Source organism: Serratia sp. 14-2641 (assembly GCF_001692375.1).
In the GTDB taxonomy this organism is placed as follows: Bacteria; Pseudomonadota; Gammaproteobacteria; order Enterobacterales; family Enterobacteriaceae; genus Chania; species Chania fonticola_C.
In genome coordinates this window covers 151,598-167,313 of the sequence record NZ_LXKR01000088.1, presented here as the reverse complement: position 1 = coordinate 167,313, position 15,716 = coordinate 151,598, and the positions used below count along the sequence as shown (strand labels likewise).

At 54.2% G+C, this 15,716-nt stretch carries 13 protein-coding genes; 11 read left to right on the top strand and 2 right to left on the bottom strand.

Annotated elements, in window-relative coordinates; genetic code table 11:
- The first annotated feature begins 4 nt into the window (after positions 1 to 4).
- The 4 genes from bamB (at position 5) to A6U95_RS26050 (ending at position 4,129) form a co-directional block, all read left to right on the top strand.
- Positions 5 to 1,186 carry an outer membrane protein assembly factor BamB gene (gene bamB, locus A6U95_RS26065; RefSeq protein ID WP_065686604.1) on the top strand — a complete coding sequence of 394 codons (1,182 nt, stop codon included), beginning with the start codon at positions 5 to 7 and terminating at the stop codon, positions 1,184 to 1,186.
- A 157-nt stretch (positions 1,187 to 1,343) separates the two neighbouring features.
- Positions 1,344 to 2,831: a ribosome biogenesis GTPase Der gene (gene der, locus A6U95_RS26060; RefSeq protein WP_024526997.1), complete on the top strand. Its 1,488-nt coding sequence runs from the start codon at positions 1,344 to 1,346 to the stop codon at positions 2,829 to 2,831.
- Positions 2,832 to 2,934: 103 nt separating this feature from the next.
- Complete coding sequence (locus A6U95_RS26055; RefSeq protein WP_065686603.1) at positions 2,935 to 3,891, top strand: AEC family transporter; 957 nt, start codon at positions 2,935 to 2,937, stop codon at positions 3,889 to 3,891.
- Between the two features lie 13 nt (positions 3,892 to 3,904).
- Positions 3,905 to 4,129, top strand: a complete 225-nt coding sequence (locus A6U95_RS26050; protein ID WP_065686602.1) for a zinc ribbon domain-containing protein — start codon at positions 3,905 to 3,907, stop codon at positions 4,127 to 4,129.
- A 2-nt stretch (positions 4,130 to 4,131) separates the two neighbouring features.
- On the opposite strand, the gene A6U95_RS26045 is transcribed toward A6U95_RS26050, so the two are convergent.
- Positions 4,132 to 5,214, bottom strand: coding sequence for a LacI family DNA-binding transcriptional regulator (locus A6U95_RS26045; protein WP_065686601.1), 1,083 nt, complete (start codon positions 5,212 to 5,214; stop codon positions 4,132 to 4,134).
- Between the two features lie 349 nt (positions 5,215 to 5,563).
- Here A6U95_RS26045 and A6U95_RS26040 point away from each other — a divergent pair, with 349 nt between their 5' ends.
- The 3 genes from A6U95_RS26040 (at position 5,564) to A6U95_RS31145 (ending at position 9,583) form a co-directional block, all read left to right on the top strand.
- Entirely contained in the window at positions 5,564 to 6,871 is a 1,308-nt protein-coding gene (locus tag A6U95_RS26040) for an MFS transporter (protein WP_024484230.1), read from the top strand.
- Positions 6,872 to 6,882: 11 nt separating this feature from the next.
- Positions 6,883 to 9,246, top strand: coding sequence for a glycoside hydrolase family 31 protein (locus A6U95_RS26035; protein WP_065686600.1), 2,364 nt, complete (start codon positions 6,883 to 6,885; stop codon positions 9,244 to 9,246).
- Between the two features lie 175 nt (positions 9,247 to 9,421).
- On the top strand, positions 9,422 to 9,583 hold the full coding sequence (locus tag A6U95_RS31145; protein ID WP_158006244.1) for a hypothetical protein: 162 nt from the start codon (positions 9,422 to 9,424) through the stop codon (positions 9,581 to 9,583).
- Between the two features lie 3 nt (positions 9,584 to 9,586).
- Here A6U95_RS31145 and xseA read toward each other — a convergent pair whose 3' ends face one another.
- Positions 9,587 to 10,963: an exodeoxyribonuclease VII large subunit gene (xseA, locus tag A6U95_RS26030; protein ID WP_021178839.1), complete on the bottom strand. Its 1,377-nt coding sequence runs from the start codon at positions 10,961 to 10,963 to the stop codon at positions 9,587 to 9,589.
- Between the two features lie 169 nt (positions 10,964 to 11,132).
- Here xseA and guaB point away from each other — a divergent pair, with 169 nt between their 5' ends.
- The 4 genes from guaB to A6U95_RS26010 all read left to right on the top strand — a co-directional run bounded on the left by guaB (position 11,133) and on the right by A6U95_RS26010 (position 15,710).
- Positions 11,133 to 12,596 (top strand): IMP dehydrogenase, encoded by a 1,464-nt coding sequence (gene guaB, locus A6U95_RS26025; protein WP_037411907.1) that lies wholly within the window; start codon positions 11,133 to 11,135, stop codon positions 12,594 to 12,596.
- Positions 12,597 to 12,700: 104 nt separating this feature from the next.
- Complete coding sequence (guaA, locus tag A6U95_RS26020; RefSeq protein ID WP_065686599.1) at positions 12,701 to 14,278, top strand: glutamine-hydrolyzing GMP synthase; 1,578 nt, start codon at positions 12,701 to 12,703, stop codon at positions 14,276 to 14,278.
- A gap of 167 nt (positions 14,279 to 14,445) precedes the next feature.
- Positions 14,446 to 14,802: a GtrA family protein gene (locus tag A6U95_RS26015; RefSeq protein ID WP_065686598.1), complete on the top strand. Its 357-nt coding sequence runs from the start codon at positions 14,446 to 14,448 to the stop codon at positions 14,800 to 14,802.
- The gene (locus tag A6U95_RS26010) at positions 14,799 to 15,710 is read left to right on the top strand and encodes a glycosyltransferase family 2 protein (protein WP_065686597.1); all 912 of its coding nucleotides are present in this window, start codon (positions 14,799 to 14,801) and stop codon (positions 15,708 to 15,710) included. The genes A6U95_RS26015 and A6U95_RS26010 overlap by 4 nt, the downstream gene beginning before the upstream one ends.
- The last annotated feature ends 6 nt before the right edge of the window (positions 15,711 to 15,716 follow it).

The window sequence follows — 15,716 nt, the reverse complement described above, 5'->3', positions numbered from 1 at the left end:
TCCCATGCAATTGCGTAAAACACTCTTGGTCGGACTGGTTTCCGTGACTTTGCTGAGTGGTTGCTCGCTGTTTAGTGGCGAAGAAGACGTGGTTACCATGTCGCCGCTGCCAACGGTTGAAAATCAGTTCACGCCGAACAAAGCGTGGAGCACGTCGGTCGGTGATGGCATTGGCGAGTACTACTCTCACCTGCGCCCGGCTTATCAGGACAGCACGGTTTATGCTGCCGATCGTCGCGGTACGGTGAAAGCGATGGACCTGGCCGACGGTAAAGAAAAATGGAAGGCCGATCTCTCCGAGAAAACCGGCTTCTTCTCCAGTAACCTGCCTGCGCTGCTGTCTGGTGGCCTGACGGTGTCTGGCTCCAACGTATACGTTGGCAGTGAGAAAGCAGTGGTATATGCGCTGAATACCGAAGACGGTAAAGTCGCCTGGCAAACCAAGGTGGCGGGTGAAGCGATTTCCCGTCCGGTGGTCGCCGAGGGGCTGGTGCTGATCCATACCACCAACGGCCAACTGCAAGCGTTGAACGAGTCTGATGGTGCCATCAAGTGGACGGTCAACCTGGATATCCCTTCACTGTCACTGCGTGGTGAGTCTGCTCCGGCAACGGCCTTTGGTGCAGCGGTAGTTGGCGGTGACAACGGTCGCGTCAGCGCCGTGTTGATGCAGCAGGGCCAGTTGATCTGGCAGCAGCGTATTTCCCAGCCAAGCGGTGCGACTGAGATCGACCGCCTGAATGACGTAGACACCACGCCGGTGATTATTGACAACGTGGTCTATGCCTTGGGTTACAATGGCAACATGGCGGCGCTGGATCTGCGCTCCGGCCAAATCATGTGGAAACGTGATATGGGCTCGGTGAACGACTTTATCGTCGACGCAGGCCGTATCTATGTGGTCGATCAGAATGACCGTGTAGTGGCGATGAATACCGAAGGTGGCGTTAACCTGTGGCGTCAGAGCGATTTGCTGCACCGTAACCTGACCGCACCAACGCTGTATAATGGCTACCTTGTCGTCGGCGATGCCGAAGGTTATCTGCACTGGATCAATACCACCGATGGCCGTTTTGTGGCTCAGCAAAAAGTGGATAGCTCCGGCTTCCTGTCCGCGCCAATTGTGGCGGGTGACAAACTGCTGATCCAGGCGCGTGGCGGCAAGGTTTACGCCTTCACTCGCTAACAGTTTTATACCCAATCAATCGCAGGCTGTGCAGCCTGTAAGATTCATGGGATAACGGCTCCTGATACCAGGAGCCGTTTCGTATTTTTAAGCTATGCTGCTGCTGTCTATTGCGCTGCATAGTAACGCATTGATTATTAAGTAATGAGGCTTCAACATGATACCTGTCGTTGCGCTGGTCGGGCGCCCGAATGTCGGTAAATCCACCTTGTTTAACCGTTTAACACAGACGCGCGATGCGCTGGTGGCGGATTTCCCCGGGCTAACGCGAGACCGCAAGTATGGTCGTGCTGAAGTTGAGGGCAACGAATTTATTATCGTCGATACCGGGGGTATTGACGGGACGGAAGATGGCGTTGAAACGCGTATGGCCGGTCAGTCGCTGCTGGCGATCGAAGAGGCCGATATCGTGCTGTTTATGGTCGATGCCCGTGCCGGGCTGATGCCTGCCGATCAGGGGATTGCTCAGCACCTGCGTAATCGCCAGAAGGCGACGTTTCTGGTTGCCAACAAAACCGATGGTATGGATCCGGACACCGCGACGGCAGATTTCTATTCCTTGGGCCTGGGCGACGTCTATGCGATTGCCGCTTCCCATGGCCGTGGCGTCACGCAGCTGATTGAACACGTGCTGGTGCCGTTCATTCCGGCAAAACCGGAAGAAGTCGAGCTGACCGAAGAAGAAGCCAATGCCGCCTATTGGGCCGAGCAGAGCGGTGAGCTGGAAGAGGGTGAATATGAAGATCCGGAAGATGACTTCAACCCGCAGGATTTGCCGATCAAGCTGGCGATCGTTGGCCGCCCTAACGTAGGTAAGTCGACGCTCACTAACCGTATTCTCGGCGAAGAGCGTGTCGTTGTGTTTGACATGCCAGGCACGACTCGCGACAGCATTTACATTCCGATGGTGCGTGACGAGCGTGAATACGTGCTGATCGACACCGCCGGGGTGCGCAAGCGCGGCAAAGTTACCGAAACCGTAGAGAAATTCTCGGTGATCAAAACGTTGCAGGCGATCGAAGATGCCAACGTAGTGTTGTTGGTGATCGACGCCCGCGAAGGCATTTCCGATCAGGATCTGTCGCTGCTGGGCTTTATCCTCAACAGTGGGCGCTCACTGGTGATTGCGGTCAATAAGTGGGACGGCATGAGTGAGGAAGATCGCGATCACGTGAAAGAGATGCTCGATCTGCGTTTGGGCTTTGTCGATTTTGCGCGTGTGCACTTTATCTCTGCGCTGCACGGCAGCGGTGTGGGTAACCTGTTCGAATCTGTGAACGAAGCCTATGAGTGTGCTACTCGTCGCGTAAATACCTCGATGCTGACCAAGATCATGCAGATGGCTGCCGAAGACCACCAGCCGCCGTTGGTGCGTGGCCGCCGCGTGAAGCTCAAATACGCGCACGCAGGGGGTTATAACCCGCCTATCGTGGTGATCCACGGTAACCAGGTATCCGATCTGGCCGACTCCTACAAACGTTATCTGATGAACTACTTCCGTCGTTCACTCAAGGTGATGGGTACGCCGATCCGCATCCAGTTCAAAGAGGGTGAGAACCCGTTTGCGGGTAAGCGCAACACCTTGACGCCAAACCAGATGCGCAAGCGCAAGCGCTTGATGAGCCACCTGAAGAAGTCAAAATAACAATCGTAGGGCGTGGAATTGATACCGCGCCCTATTTTTATCCTGCTTAAACCGTTCTATTATCTGCCAATCTCACTTCTCACCGACCCTGTAAAGGAAGCTCATGTCCTGGGAAACCTGGAGTTTTGCCTTTAGCGTCACCGTACCCAACTTATTGATGATGCTGCTGGGGATCCTGCTGCGCCACTGGCGGCTGATGGACGATCGCTTTATCGATGGGGCCACCAAACTGGTCTTTAATCTGGCGCTGCCCTGCCTGTTGTTCTTCAGCATTGCCACTAACCACCCGCAACTGCGCGATAATTTTGCTCTGGTGATCTACGGTGCGGTGGGGACGATAGCGACCTTCTTGCTGCTGGAGATCGCGGCCAAGTGGCTGGTGAAAGAGCCACGCGAGCGTGGCGTGTTTGTACAGGGAGGGTTCCGGGCGAATACCGCGATTGTTGGTCTGGCTTATGCTATGACCGCCTACGGCGATGAGGGCGTCGCGATTGCCTCGTTGTATCTGACAGTGACGGTGATCCTGTTTAACGTGCTGTCGGTCATCACCCTGACGCGCAGCCTGCAAGGCGGCAACGGGCGGAAGATCAAACATTTGTCATTGCTGCGCAGTATCGTGACTAATCCGCTGATCTTGGGGCTGCTGAGTGGCCTGGCCTATGCGCAGACCGGGCTGGGGATTGCGCCAGTGCTCAAGCAGACCGGCAGCTATATCTCAGGCCTGTCATTACCGCTGGCCTTGCTGTGTACCGGGGCCAGCCTCGATCTGCGGGCAATGTTCCGCTCTTCCAACGTCGCTGCGTTGTCTTCGTCGGCTAAACTGTTTTTGGTACCGGTGTTGATGACGTTTGGGGGTTGGCTTTGCGGTTTCGAGGGCGCTACGCTCGGCATTATTTTTATGTTCTCTGCGACGCCAACCGCCTCCGGCAGCTATGTGATGACGCGAGCCATGGGGGGCAACGCGACGTTGGCCGCCAATATTATTGCGATCACCACCGTGGGATCGTTCTTTACCACCGCGCTGGGGATCTCTTTCTTGCGCTCGTGGGGCGTGATTTAAACCAGGAGGAAAGATGGACGCCTTATGTCCGGTTTGTGCCCAGCCGATGAGCTGGATGAATGGCCACTATCATTGTGACGACTGCAACAGTGATTACCGGCAGCTTGCCGAGTGCCCCGACTGCGGGCAACCGTTGCAAGAACTGAAAGCCTGTGGCGCCGTGGATTATCTCTGCCAACATGGCCACGGGCTGATCTCCAAAAAGCGGGTGAAGTTCAGCTATCAACCGGTGGAATGACCTCATGCATCATAGAGCCGGTGGTCGTGCGTGCTGACCGCTGGCGACACCTTGTTTTGGCTGAGGCGTTTAACCGAGGCCCGAACCGCTAAACGCCCATGCAACAGCATATTGCTGGGTGGCGCATCCGGGCGCAGCATACGGCGCTGCAACAGCGCTATGGCCTCTGCACCCAGCTCATCACGAGGAACGTGAACCGAGGTCAGCGGCACGTCGTGGATCTCCGCCAGATTAAAACCATCCGTACTCATCACCGAAATGTGCCCTGGCACGCTGATGTGCATTTTCTTTAGCGCATTGACGGCACCGACCGCCATATAGTCACCCCCTGCCAGGATTGCTGTTGGCAATTGTGCCCGATCGGTAACGCTGTTGATAAAGGCCGTGATGGCCTGCTCGGCTTCTTCGCTGCCGAAACCGGAAGTGGTGACCAGATGCTGGCGGTCATCGAAGGGAATATTGTGCCGCATATAGGCCTGTTTGATCCCCGCCAGCCGCAACTCCATGGTATTGCGCCGTAGACATTGCAGATTGAGGATACGGCTGTGGCCCTGTTGCAACAGATAGTTGGCGGAATACTCCCCAATCAGCTGATGATCGGGGGAAACGCTGTCTAACCGCATCTGGCGATCGGTGCAGTTAATCAGAATGCAGGGTTTGTTCAGATCGGCGGCCAGCGTATGGATATGCTCGTCATCAATGCCGATGATCAGCACGGCTTCGGTTAACGGGTCGCTCATCTTTTCCAAAAACAGCACGCTGTCGCTGTGTTGCTCCTCCAACCCGCAGTAGCGGATCCTCACATCATGTTGCGCCAGTGCGGTGGTGATCCCCTGGATCACCTTGTAGTAGAAAATATCGGTGCGGACATCAAAGGCGCGCTGTGGGGCAAATACCATCACATTGTTCAACATCAGCCTGCCGTTGGAAAGCCCCTGCAGGATACCGTTTTGCTGCGCACAGGCCAGCACCCGTTGCCGTGCCTCGGCGCTGGTGTTGGCTTTCCCTGCCAACACGCGTGAGACGGTGCTGATCGAAAGCCCGGTTTGGCGCGCAATTTCCTGTATTTTCAGCTTTCCGTTCATTTTGTGATCTCCTTCAAATTCGGTCGTGAGAATATTTTCACGGCGTATATCTTCCTTTCAGACGGCTTTCTATGGCTATAACGGCGAAAATTTAGCTGGTGTATGAAAACTTTTGCAAATTTCGCCATTTCACTTGCACTCTCCGCTGGTTAGTCTGCCTTGGTACACCAATTTTATAGATTTATCAGTCCAATTTATTGGATGGAATACAAGTAAAACAACATTAAATCATAGGGTTGTCGCAGCATTGACGTTGTATTTGTGGCCGACGTCACAAATAACGCTGTTAACACCTCCGTTAGCAAGAGTTGCCCTACCAAAAAGGCGTATGGTCGCCACGGAGATCAAGATGAGTGTAGAAATCAATCAAACGGTTGTCGCCAGCAGCCGCCGTAAATTCAAATCGTTGCGCTGGTGGATGTTGGCCCTGTTCCTGTTGGGCGTCACGGTTAACTACATTACCCGTAACTCGCTGGGTATTCTGGCACCTGAGCTGAAAACCAGCCTCAACATGACCACCGAGCAATATTCTTGGGTGGTGGCGTCCTTCCAACTGGCTTATACCCTGTTCCAACCGATCTGCGGCTGGCTGATAGACGTCATTGGTTTGAAGATGGGGTTTCTGGTTTGTGCCAGCATCTGGGCGGTGGTGTGCATGATGCATGCTGGCGCGGGCAGTTGGTTGCAACTGGCGATCCTGCGTTTCTTCATGGGTGCAGCTGAAGCGGCGGCCACGCCGGCTAACGCGAAAGCTATTTCTGACTGGTTCCCGAAAAAAGAACGGCCGATTGCCGCTGGCTGGGCAGGGGTTGGCTTTTCGATCGGCGCGATGTTGGCACCGCCGATCATTGTGATTGCCCATGTGTCCTTTGGCTGGCAGGGAGCCTTCCTGTTCTCTGGTGCCCTGGCGCTGATCTGGGTGGTGCTGTGGTGGGTGTTTTACCACTCGCCGCAACAGCACCCGAACCTGAGCCAAAAGGAGTTTGATCTGATCAACGAGGATAATGAACCGGTACTGCCGAAGCTGCCGTTCTTTAAATCGTTGGCGATCCTGTGCAAAAACAAAAAATTCTATGGCATCGCCATCCCAGCGTTTCTTGCTGAGCCGGCCTGGGCGGTGTTCAGCTTCTGGGTGCCGCTGTATCTGGCCACCGAGCGCGGCATGGATCTCAAACAGATCGCCATGTTTGCCTGGCTTCCCTTCCTGGCGGCTGATATCGGCAGCGTCGCCAGTGGTTATCTCACTACGCTGTATCGCAAATGGTTCGGCTGTTCACGGGTGAACTCGGTGGTGGCCAGCTCGGTGACCGGAGCCTTCATGATGGTATCGCTGGCGTTTGTCGCGATCACCAAAGATCCCTACATCGCGATCGCGCTGATCTCAATTGGTGGCTTTGGGCACCAGGTGATCTCCTGCATGTTGAGCGCGCTGGTGGTGGAATCCTTCGATAAAAACCAGATGGCAACGGTGAACGGCATGCGCGGCTCCAGCGCCTGGATCGCCAGCTTCCTGTTCACGCTGTTGATTGGTGCCGTTTCCGATACCGTCGGCTTCAACCCGCTCTTCGTCGCGATGGGCTTCTTCGATCTGATCGGTGCGATGTTCCTGATCGGTTTGATCGCCGAGCGCGGCAAAAAACCTTCACCTACTGTTTAAGTTGGATAATTATGAAAACGTTAAAAAACTGGACGCTGGCTGGGCAATATGCCGACCGTGTTGAACTGCTGGTGGATGAGCAACACCTGTTCTGCCTGTACGTGCTGGAAAGCAATCTGTTCCGCGTGCTGATCAAACGCCACGGCGAATTGGCACTGGATCGCACCTGGAGTATCGCTCCGCAGGAGGATGTGCCTTGGGAAGGGCGGGATCGCCTCAGCGTCGCCGGTTTTGGCCTGCCGGGCTATCAACTGGGCCAGCAGGCAGACAGTTTGACGGTAGCGACTTCGCAGTTGCGCGTGACGATACATCAGCCGCTATGGCTGGAATGGGAATACTGTAATGCGGCGGGGGAATGGCTACCACTGGCTGCGGATCGCCCAACCAGTGCCTATCTGCTTAATGCGCACGGCGACGGCGTGGCGCACTATCAGCGCCGCCATCAGGGCGAACGTTACTATGGGCTAGGTGAAAAAGCGGGCGATCTGGAGCGTACGGGCCGCCGCTTTGAAATGCGTAACCTGGACGCGATGGGTTACAACGCTGCCAGCACCGATCCGCTTTATAAGCATATCCCGTTTACCATCACGCGCCGGGAAGAGGTCAGCTTTGGCCTGTTTTATGACAACCTGAGCAGTTGCTGGCTGGATCTGGGGAATGAGATCGACAACTATCACCTGGCCTATCGCCGCTATCAGGCCGAGGCGGGCGATCTGGATTACTATCTGTTCCTGGGGCCAAAGGTGCTCGACGTCACCAAGGCCTTCGTGCGTCTGACCGGTAAAACCCATTTTGGGCCGAAGTGGAGCCTGGGGTACAGCGGCTCGACGATGCACTACACCGACGCACCGGATGCCCAGCAGCAGTTGCAGCAGTTTATCCAGCTGTGCCGCCAGCACGCCATACCGTGCGATTCGTTCCAGCTCTCTTCCGGCTATACCTCGATCAATAACAAACGCTATGTCTTCAACTGGAACTACGACAAGGTGCCTCAGCCTAAACAGCTTAGCCAAGCCTTCCACGATGCTGGGCTGAAGCTGGCGGCGAATATCAAACCCTGCCTGTTGCAGGACCATCCCAAATATCAACAAGTGGCAGAACTTGGCTTGTTTATCCGCGATTCGCAGAGCGACGGCCCAGAACGTTCCAGCTTCTGGGATGACGAAGGTTCGCATCTCGACTTTACCAACCCGGCAGCGGTGCGCTGGTGGCAGCAGGGGGTGACGGAGCAACTGCTGGAAATGGGGATTGATTCCACCTGGAATGACAACAACGAGTATGAAGTGTGGGATGGTGAAGCGCGCTGCCATGGCTTCGGCAAGCCGATTGCCATCAAGCATATTCGCCCGGTGATGCCGCTGCTGATGATGCGAGCCTCACTTGAAGCACAGCAGCGTTTTGCGCCGAACCTGCGGCCTTATTTGATCTCGCGTTCTGGCTGCGCCGGTATGCAGCGTTATGTGCAAACCTGGAGTGGCGACAACCGCACCAGTTGGCAAACCTTGCGCTATAACACCCGAATGGGGGTGGGGATGAGCCTGTCCGGGCTGTTTAACGTTGGGCATGACGTGGGCGGTTTCTCCGGCGATAAACCAGACGCGGAACTGTTGGTGCGTTGGGTACAAAACGGAGTAATGCACCCGCGCTTTACCATTCATTCCTGGAATGATGATGCTACCGTCAATGAACCCTGGATGTACCCGGCGGCGACGCCGATGATCCGAGATGCCATCAACCTGCGTTATCGCCTCATGCCATACTTCTACACGCTACTCTGGCAGGCAAGCCATGATGATGAGCCGATGCTGCGGCCAACCTTCCTCGATCATGAGCACGATGAGCGCACCTTCGGTGAGACCGATGATTTCCTGATTGGCCGCAACCTGCTGGTTGCCAGCGTGGTGGAGCAGGGGCAGCACCAGCGTGAAGTCTACCTGCCGGATAACGTTGATGGTTGGTATTGCTTCTATAGCGGCCAATGGTACAGCGGTGGACAAAGCATTGTATTGGAGGCACCGCTGGAACGCTTACCACTGCTGGTACGCGCTGGGGCAGGGATCCCAATGTCACAGCGGTTGGGGCATGTAGACAATGCGGCAGACGATCGCCGGGAACTGCGGCTGTTCCCCACCAAGGGCTGCGGATGGTCCTCAGGCCTGCTGTTTGAAGACGACGGGGAAAGCCATGGCTGGCAGCAGAATAATGCGCTGTGGCTCCGCTGGGAGGCGGTGAGTGACAATCAGCGCATCGAACTGACCTTCACCCACGAGGGGCATTTCAAACCGACGTGGCAGGTGCTGAACATTGTGCTGCCAGCAGGTGAGACTCGCGAGCTGTGGGTGAACGGGGTTTGCCGGGATACTTTTGTGCTGTAATTAATGTCATATCCCAACCCTCTGCAGAGGGTTGGGGAAGTATCAAACTGGATGAAGCTTTGCGTGGGATTGGTTATCATTAATACACTGCTATCTAGGTAGCCTTACGCTACGCAATTAGGATACGCTGATCCGTGAGTTGGCCAGTCGTGCGCCATCGCATGAGGAGGAATTGATGACTATTGCAGAATATCTTGAGCAAAAAGGACGGCTAGAAGGCAAACTTGAGGAAGCAGTGAAAATAGCTCGTTCCATGCTGGAGAACGGTTTCGAACGCACCATGGTAATGAAACTGACCGGCCTTTCCGCAGAAGAAGTCGATCAGCTCTGCCACTAACCGCTATTCCACCACGCGTTTCTTACGCGGCTTTTTTGCCACGGTGACGGTTTTGACTTCGCTCTCCACCCAGCCATCCTGCAGGCGGGTTTTCAGCATTTCCCCAACCTGTGCCTGTTTAGTGGTTTTCAGTAACTCACCCTGTGGCGTCTGCGTTACGCTATAGCCGCGAGCCAGGGTTGCCAGTGGGCTAACTGCCTCCAACTGACTACAGGCGACACCAAAGCGTTGGCGATAGCCATTGAGTTGCCGCTCCATCCCTTGCTGCAATCGGTATTCCTGCTGCTGAACACGCTGCTGCAAGCGGTGGATGCGGCCCATCGGCTGTACCTGCGCCAGGCGCTGCTGCACGCGTTCACTGCGGCGAGAAGATAGGCGCAATTGCTGCTGCATCCCATCTTCCAAACGGCGCTGTAGCTTGAATAACAGCGTTTGCTGCCGAGCTAGCCGCAGGTGTGGATGCTGCTGTTGCAGACGGTGGTTGATGCGGGTGAACTGCTGCTGGCGCTGCGCCAGATAATAGTCCATCGCCATTTCCAGCCGCTGTTGCTGTGACTGCAATTGGCGCAACAGCTCAAGCTGATTACGGCTGACCAACTCTGCGGCCGCGGAAGGGGTAGGTGCCCGCAGGTCGGCAACAAAGTCGGCAATGGTAACGTCTGTTTCATGGCCGACGGCGCTGACGATCGGGATACGGCTGGCAAAAATTGCCTTCGCGACGCGTTCGTCGTTAAAGCTCCATAAATCTTCTAACGAGCCACCGCCGCGCCCGACGATCAGCACATCGCACTCATCACGGCGGTTGGCGGTTTCGATCGCGCGAACGATCTGCAACGGAGCTTCTGCACCTTGCACGGACGTGGGATAAATCACGATCGGCAGTGAAGGATCCCGCCGCTGTAGCACCTGCAAAATATCGTGCAGAGCCGCGCCGCTGGCGGAGGTGATCACCCCAACGCATTTAGCCGGGCTTGGCAATGGTTGTTTGAACTGCTGATCAAACAAACCTTCGGCCGCCAGGCGCTGTTTTAACTGTTCGAATTGTTGTTGCAGCAGGCCGTCACCGGCAGGCTGCATGCTTTCGGCGATCAGTTGGTAATCACCACGTGGTTCATACAGGGTGATGCTGGCACGAACCAGAACCTGCTGGCCATTTTGTGGGCGAAAGGTGGTGCGGCGGTTGCTGTTGCGGAACATCGCGCAACGCACCTGGGCACGGTCATCTTTCAGCGTGAAATACCAGTGGCCGGAGGAGGGCTGGGAGAAGTTGGAGATCTCGGCGGAGAGCCAAATCTGCCCCATTTCCATTTCCAGCAGCTGTCGAACCGTCTGATTGAGGCGGCTTACGGTAAAAATGGACGGTGAAGTAGGTAGTGACATGTGACCCAGATCAAATTTCAAAACAAGCACTTAATTGGTCGATATTACAGCTCGGCGAAAGGTAATCAAGAGTTTTTGTAAGAAAGTGCTGGAGGCAACCGATTACGCTCTGTATAATGCCACGGCAATATTTTATCTTTTCCGCATCCACCTTGGTGAGATATTGCCCATGCTACGTATTGTAAAAGAAGCTCTAACGTTTGATGACGTTCTCCTGGTTCCAGCCCACTCCACAGTTCTGCCTAATACCGCAGATCTTGGCACCCAACTGACCAAATCTATCCGCCTGAATATCCCTATGCTGTCCGCAGCCATGGATACCGTAACCGAATCCAACCTGGCCATTGCGCTAGCGCAGGAAGGCGGTCTGGGCTTCATTCACAAAAACATGTCCATTGAGCGCCAGGCGGAAGAAGTTCGCCGGGTGAAAAAACATGAAAGCGGCGTGGTCACGGACCCACAGGCCGTTACACCTTCCACCACGCTGGCAGAAGTGAAAGAGTTAACCGCGCGTAACGGCTTTGCCGGTTACCCGGTTGTGACCGAAGAAAACGAACTGGTGGGGATCATTACCGGCCGTGACGTGCGCTTCGTAACCGATCTGACTCAGCCTGTCACCGCAGTGATGACGCCAAAAGAGCGCCTGGTCACCGTCAAGGAAGGCGAAGCGCGTGAAGTTGTGCTGCAAAAAATGCACGAAAAACGCGTTGAAAAAGCGCTGGTGGTGGACGACAGTTTCCACCTGCTGGGCATGATCACCGTCAAAGACTTCCAGAAAGCAGAGCGTAAACCTAACGCCTGTAAAGATGAGCATGGCCGTCTGCGCGTAGGCGCTGCGGTGGGTGCTGGTGCCGGTAACGAAGAGCGTGTTGATGCGCTGGTCGCTGCTGGTGTTGACGTACTGCTCATCGACTCTTCACACGGCCATTCCGAAGGCGTGTTACAGCGCATCCGTGAAACCCGTGCCAAATACCCGGACCTGCAAATCCTTGGCGGCAACGTCGCGACCGGGGCTGGTGCCAAAGCCCTGATGGAAGCCGGCGTAAGCGCGGTGAAAGTCGGTATCGGTCCTGGCTCTATCTGTACGACTCGTATCGTAACCGGCGTGGGTGTTCCGCAGATCACCGCTATCGCCGATGCGGTCGAAGCGCTGGAAGGAACAGGTATCCCTGTTATCGCTGACGGTGGTATCCGCTTCTCTGGCGATATCGCCAAAGCGATTGCTGCCGGTGCGTCTTGCGTGATGGTTGGTTCAATGCTGGCAGGGACGGAAGAATCTCCGGGCGAAATCGAGCTGTATCAGGGCCGTTCGTTCAAATCTTACCGTGGGATGGGTTCTCTGGGCGCGATGTCCAAAGGTTCCTCGGACCGTTACTTCCAGACCGATAACGCCGCTGATAAACTGGTGCCGGAAGGTATCGAAGGCCGTGTGGCCTACAAAGGCATGCTGAAGGCGATTGTACATCAGCAGATGGGTGGCCTGCGTTCCTGCATGGGCCTGACCGGCTGTGCGACCATCGACGAACTGCGTACCAAAGCCGAGTTTGTGCGCATCAGCGGTGCCGGGATTCAAGAAAGCCATGTGCATGACGTGACCATCACCAAAGAATCACCAAACTACCGCATGGGCTAATGCTTTAACCTCTCTCCTGCGGGAGAGGGGCAGGGATGAGGGGGCAACCTCTCATCCCAAATACCCTTTTTGCTCTTTTTCTCTGTTGCTGGAATTTGCCTCACATGACAAAAAATATTCATAAGCATCGCATCCTGATCCTGGATTTCGGTTCACAATACACCCAACTGATTGCCCGCCGCGTGCGTGAGATTGGTGTTTACTGTGAGCTGTGGGCCTGGGACGTCAGCGAAGAGCAGATCCGCGAATTCAATCCAAGCGGCATCATTCTCTCCGGTGGCCCGGAAAGCACCACCGAACTGAGCAGCCCGCGTGCGCCAGAATATGTCTTCACCGCCGGCGTACCGGTATTGGGCGTGTGCTACGGCATGCAGACCATGGCGATGCAACTGGGCGGCCATGTACAGGGTTCAACCGAGCGTGAGTTCGGTTATGCGCAGGTGGAAATCACCCAATCAAGCGCCCTGATCCGCGATATCGAAGATGCGATCAGCCCGGCAGGCAAACCGGTATTAGACGTATGGATGAGCCACGGCGATAAAGTTACCGCTATCCCGTCAGATTTCGTCACCGTTGCCAGCACCGATACCTGCCCGTTTGCCATTATGGCCAACGAGGAAAAACGCTTCTACGGCGTACAGTTCCACCCGGAAGTCACCCATACCCGCCAAGGCCAGCGTATCCTGGAGCGTTTCGTGCTGGATATCTGTGGTTGTGAAGCGCTGTGGACGCCTGCCACCATCATCGAAGATGCCGTTGCGCGTATTCGTGAGCAGGTCGGTGAAGATCACGTGATCCTCGGCCTGTCTGGCGGCGTGGACTCATCCGTTACCGCCATGCTGCTGCACCGTGCCATTGGCAAGCGCCTGACCTGCGTATTCGTAGATAACGGCCTGCTGCGCCTCAACGAAGCCGACCAGGTGTTGGAAATGTTCGGTGACCACTTCGGTCTGAACATCGTGCACGTAGCGGCAGAAAACCGTTTCCTGAGCGCGTTGGCGGGTGTGGATGAGCCAGAAGCCAAGCGTAAGATCATTGGCCGCGTCTTTGTCGAAGTGTTTGACGAAGAAGCCTGCAAGCAGAGCGCCGTGAAGTGGCTGGCTCAGGGCACCATCTACCCGGATGTGATCGAGTCTGCCGCTTCCGCTACCGGCAAAGCGCACGTGATCAAATCGCACCACAACGTTGGTGGCCTGCCGAAAGAAATGAAGCTGGGGCTGGTAGAACCGCTGAAAGAGCTGTTCAAAGACGAAGTGCGCAAGATTGGTCTGGAGCTGGGCCTGCCGTACGACATGCTGTACCGTCACCCGTTCCCAGGGCCAGGTCTGGGCGTGCGCGTATTGGGCGAAGTGAAGAAAGAGTATTGCGATCTGCTACGCCGTGCCGATGCGATCTTCATCGAAGAGCTGCACAAAGCCGATCTGTACAACAAGGTCAGCCAGGCGTTCACCGTGTTCCTGCCGGTGCGTTCCGTTGGCGTGATGGGCGATGGCCGTAAATACGATTGGGTAGTCTCACTGCGTGCGGTAGAAACCATCGACTTTATGACCGCGCATTGGGCACACCTGCCGTACGATTTCCTTGGCCGTGTTTCTAACCGTATCATCAACGAAGTCAACGGTATTTCCCGTGTGGTTTATGATATCAGCGGGAAGCCACCGGCGACGATCGAATGGGAATGATAAGTTAATATCAGCCTCACTCGATAGCGTGAATAGAAAGAAAATCCTCTGTTTTACAGGGGATTTTTCTTTTTCAGCGAGCATTCATTGTGTTAGCCTCGAAAGTTTTGCCATCAGCATCATGTGGTGGCAGAATACGGCAAACTAACTTATAAGAATTTTTCGCATTGAATACTTTTTTACGTTATGCATCTATAGGTGTGCTGAACACCTTTGTTCATTGGGCTGTGTTTGCGCTCATATTTTTTAGTGGTTTCTCCCAATCAATATCCAACGTGGTTGCCTTTTGCATCGCGGTGACCTTCTCGTTCTTTGCAAACGCCAGGTGGACCTTTAAAAAAGAAGCGACTACTGTCCGCTACATGGCGTATGTGCTGTTTATGGGGGGCATGGCATTTTGCGTAGGTTGGATCGCAGATGAAGTAAACGCTAACCCAATAGTCACACTGATTACTTTTTCTGCAGTAAGTCTCATCTGTGGCTTCATTTATTCTAAACTAGTTGTATTCAAGGATGATAAATGAAAATATCGCTGGTGGTTCCTGTATATAATGAAGAGGAAGCAATTCCTCTCTTCTATAAATCCGTTCGTGAATATAAAGAGTTTGCAGACAAAGATATAGAAATTGTATTTGTAAACGATGGCAGTTCTGATAAAACAGAGAACATAATATCGGCCTTGTCACTAGCTGATGAGAAGATAAAAATTATCAATTTCACTCGTAATTTTGGAAAAGAGCCAGCCTTATTTGCTGGGTTGGAGGCATCTTCGGGTGATGTCATCATTCCTATTGACGTAGATCTCCAGGATCCAATAGATGTTATCCCGTTGTTGTTGAATAAATGGGAAAATGGTGCGGAAGTTGTTTTAGCCAAACGTATAGATAGACAGAGTGATGGTAGAATGAAGCGTAAAACTGCAGAATGGTTTTATCGCATTCACAACAAAATAAGCAAACCGGCCATAGAAGAAAACGTCGGCGATTTTAGGCTCATGTCTCGAGAAGTCGTGGATAACATCAAATTACTTCCCGAAAGAAACCTGTTTATGAAAGGGATATTAAGTTGGGTGGGTGGGAAGGTTGATATCGTTGAGTATTCAAGAGCTCAACGAGTTGCTGGCTCAAGTAAATTCAATGGCTGGAAACTGTGGAATCTTGCGATAGAAGGTATCACCAGTTTTTCGACCTTTCCGCTACGGGTATGGGCATATATCGGTTTTTTCGTTGCCACTTTATCCTTCATTTATGGTGCATGGATGATTCTGGATAAATTAATTTGGGGCAATCCGGTACCGGGCTATTCCTCTATTATAGTTTCTATCCTCTTCCTTGGCGGTGTGCAGCTAATAGGAATAGGTGTCCTAGGTGAATATGTAGGACGGATTTACGTAGAAACAAAACGCAGGCCGCGTTACATAGTTAAAAAGTGAGATGGA

Excerpts from the sequence above, each read along its gene's own strand:
- A6U95_RS26045 (WP_065686601.1), bottom strand. The coding sequence starts at position 5,214 with ATGAACGGAAAGCTGAAAATACAGGAAATTGCGCGCCAAACCGGGCTT.
- A6U95_RS31145 (WP_158006244.1), top strand. The coding sequence starts at position 9,422 with ATGACTATTGCAGAATATCTTGAGCAAAAAGGACGGCTAGAAGGCAAA.
- der (WP_024526997.1), top strand. The coding sequence starts at position 1,344 with ATGATACCTGTCGTTGCGCTGGTCGGGCGCCCGAATGTCGGTAAATCC.
- xseA (WP_021178839.1), bottom strand. The coding sequence starts at position 10,963 with ATGTCACTACCTACTTCACCGTCCATTTTTACCGTAAGCCGCCTCAAT.
- guaA (WP_065686599.1), top strand. The coding sequence starts at position 12,701 with ATGACAAAAAATATTCATAAGCATCGCATCCTGATCCTGGATTTCGGT.
- guaB (WP_037411907.1), top strand. The coding sequence starts at position 11,133 with ATGCTACGTATTGTAAAAGAAGCTCTAACGTTTGATGACGTTCTCCTG.
- A6U95_RS26055 (WP_065686603.1), top strand. The coding sequence starts at position 2,935 with ATGTCCTGGGAAACCTGGAGTTTTGCCTTTAGCGTCACCGTACCCAAC.
- A6U95_RS26035 (WP_065686600.1), top strand. The coding sequence starts at position 6,883 with ATGAAAACGTTAAAAAACTGGACGCTGGCTGGGCAATATGCCGACCGT.
- A6U95_RS26040 (WP_024484230.1), top strand. The coding sequence starts at position 5,564 with ATGAGTGTAGAAATCAATCAAACGGTTGTCGCCAGCAGCCGCCGTAAA.
- A6U95_RS26050 (WP_065686602.1), top strand. The coding sequence starts at position 3,905 with ATGGACGCCTTATGTCCGGTTTGTGCCCAGCCGATGAGCTGGATGAAT.
- bamB (WP_065686604.1), top strand. The coding sequence starts at position 5 with ATGCAATTGCGTAAAACACTCTTGGTCGGACTGGTTTCCGTGACTTTG.
- A6U95_RS26010 (WP_065686597.1), top strand. The coding sequence starts at position 14,799 with ATGAAAATATCGCTGGTGGTTCCTGTATATAATGAAGAGGAAGCAATT.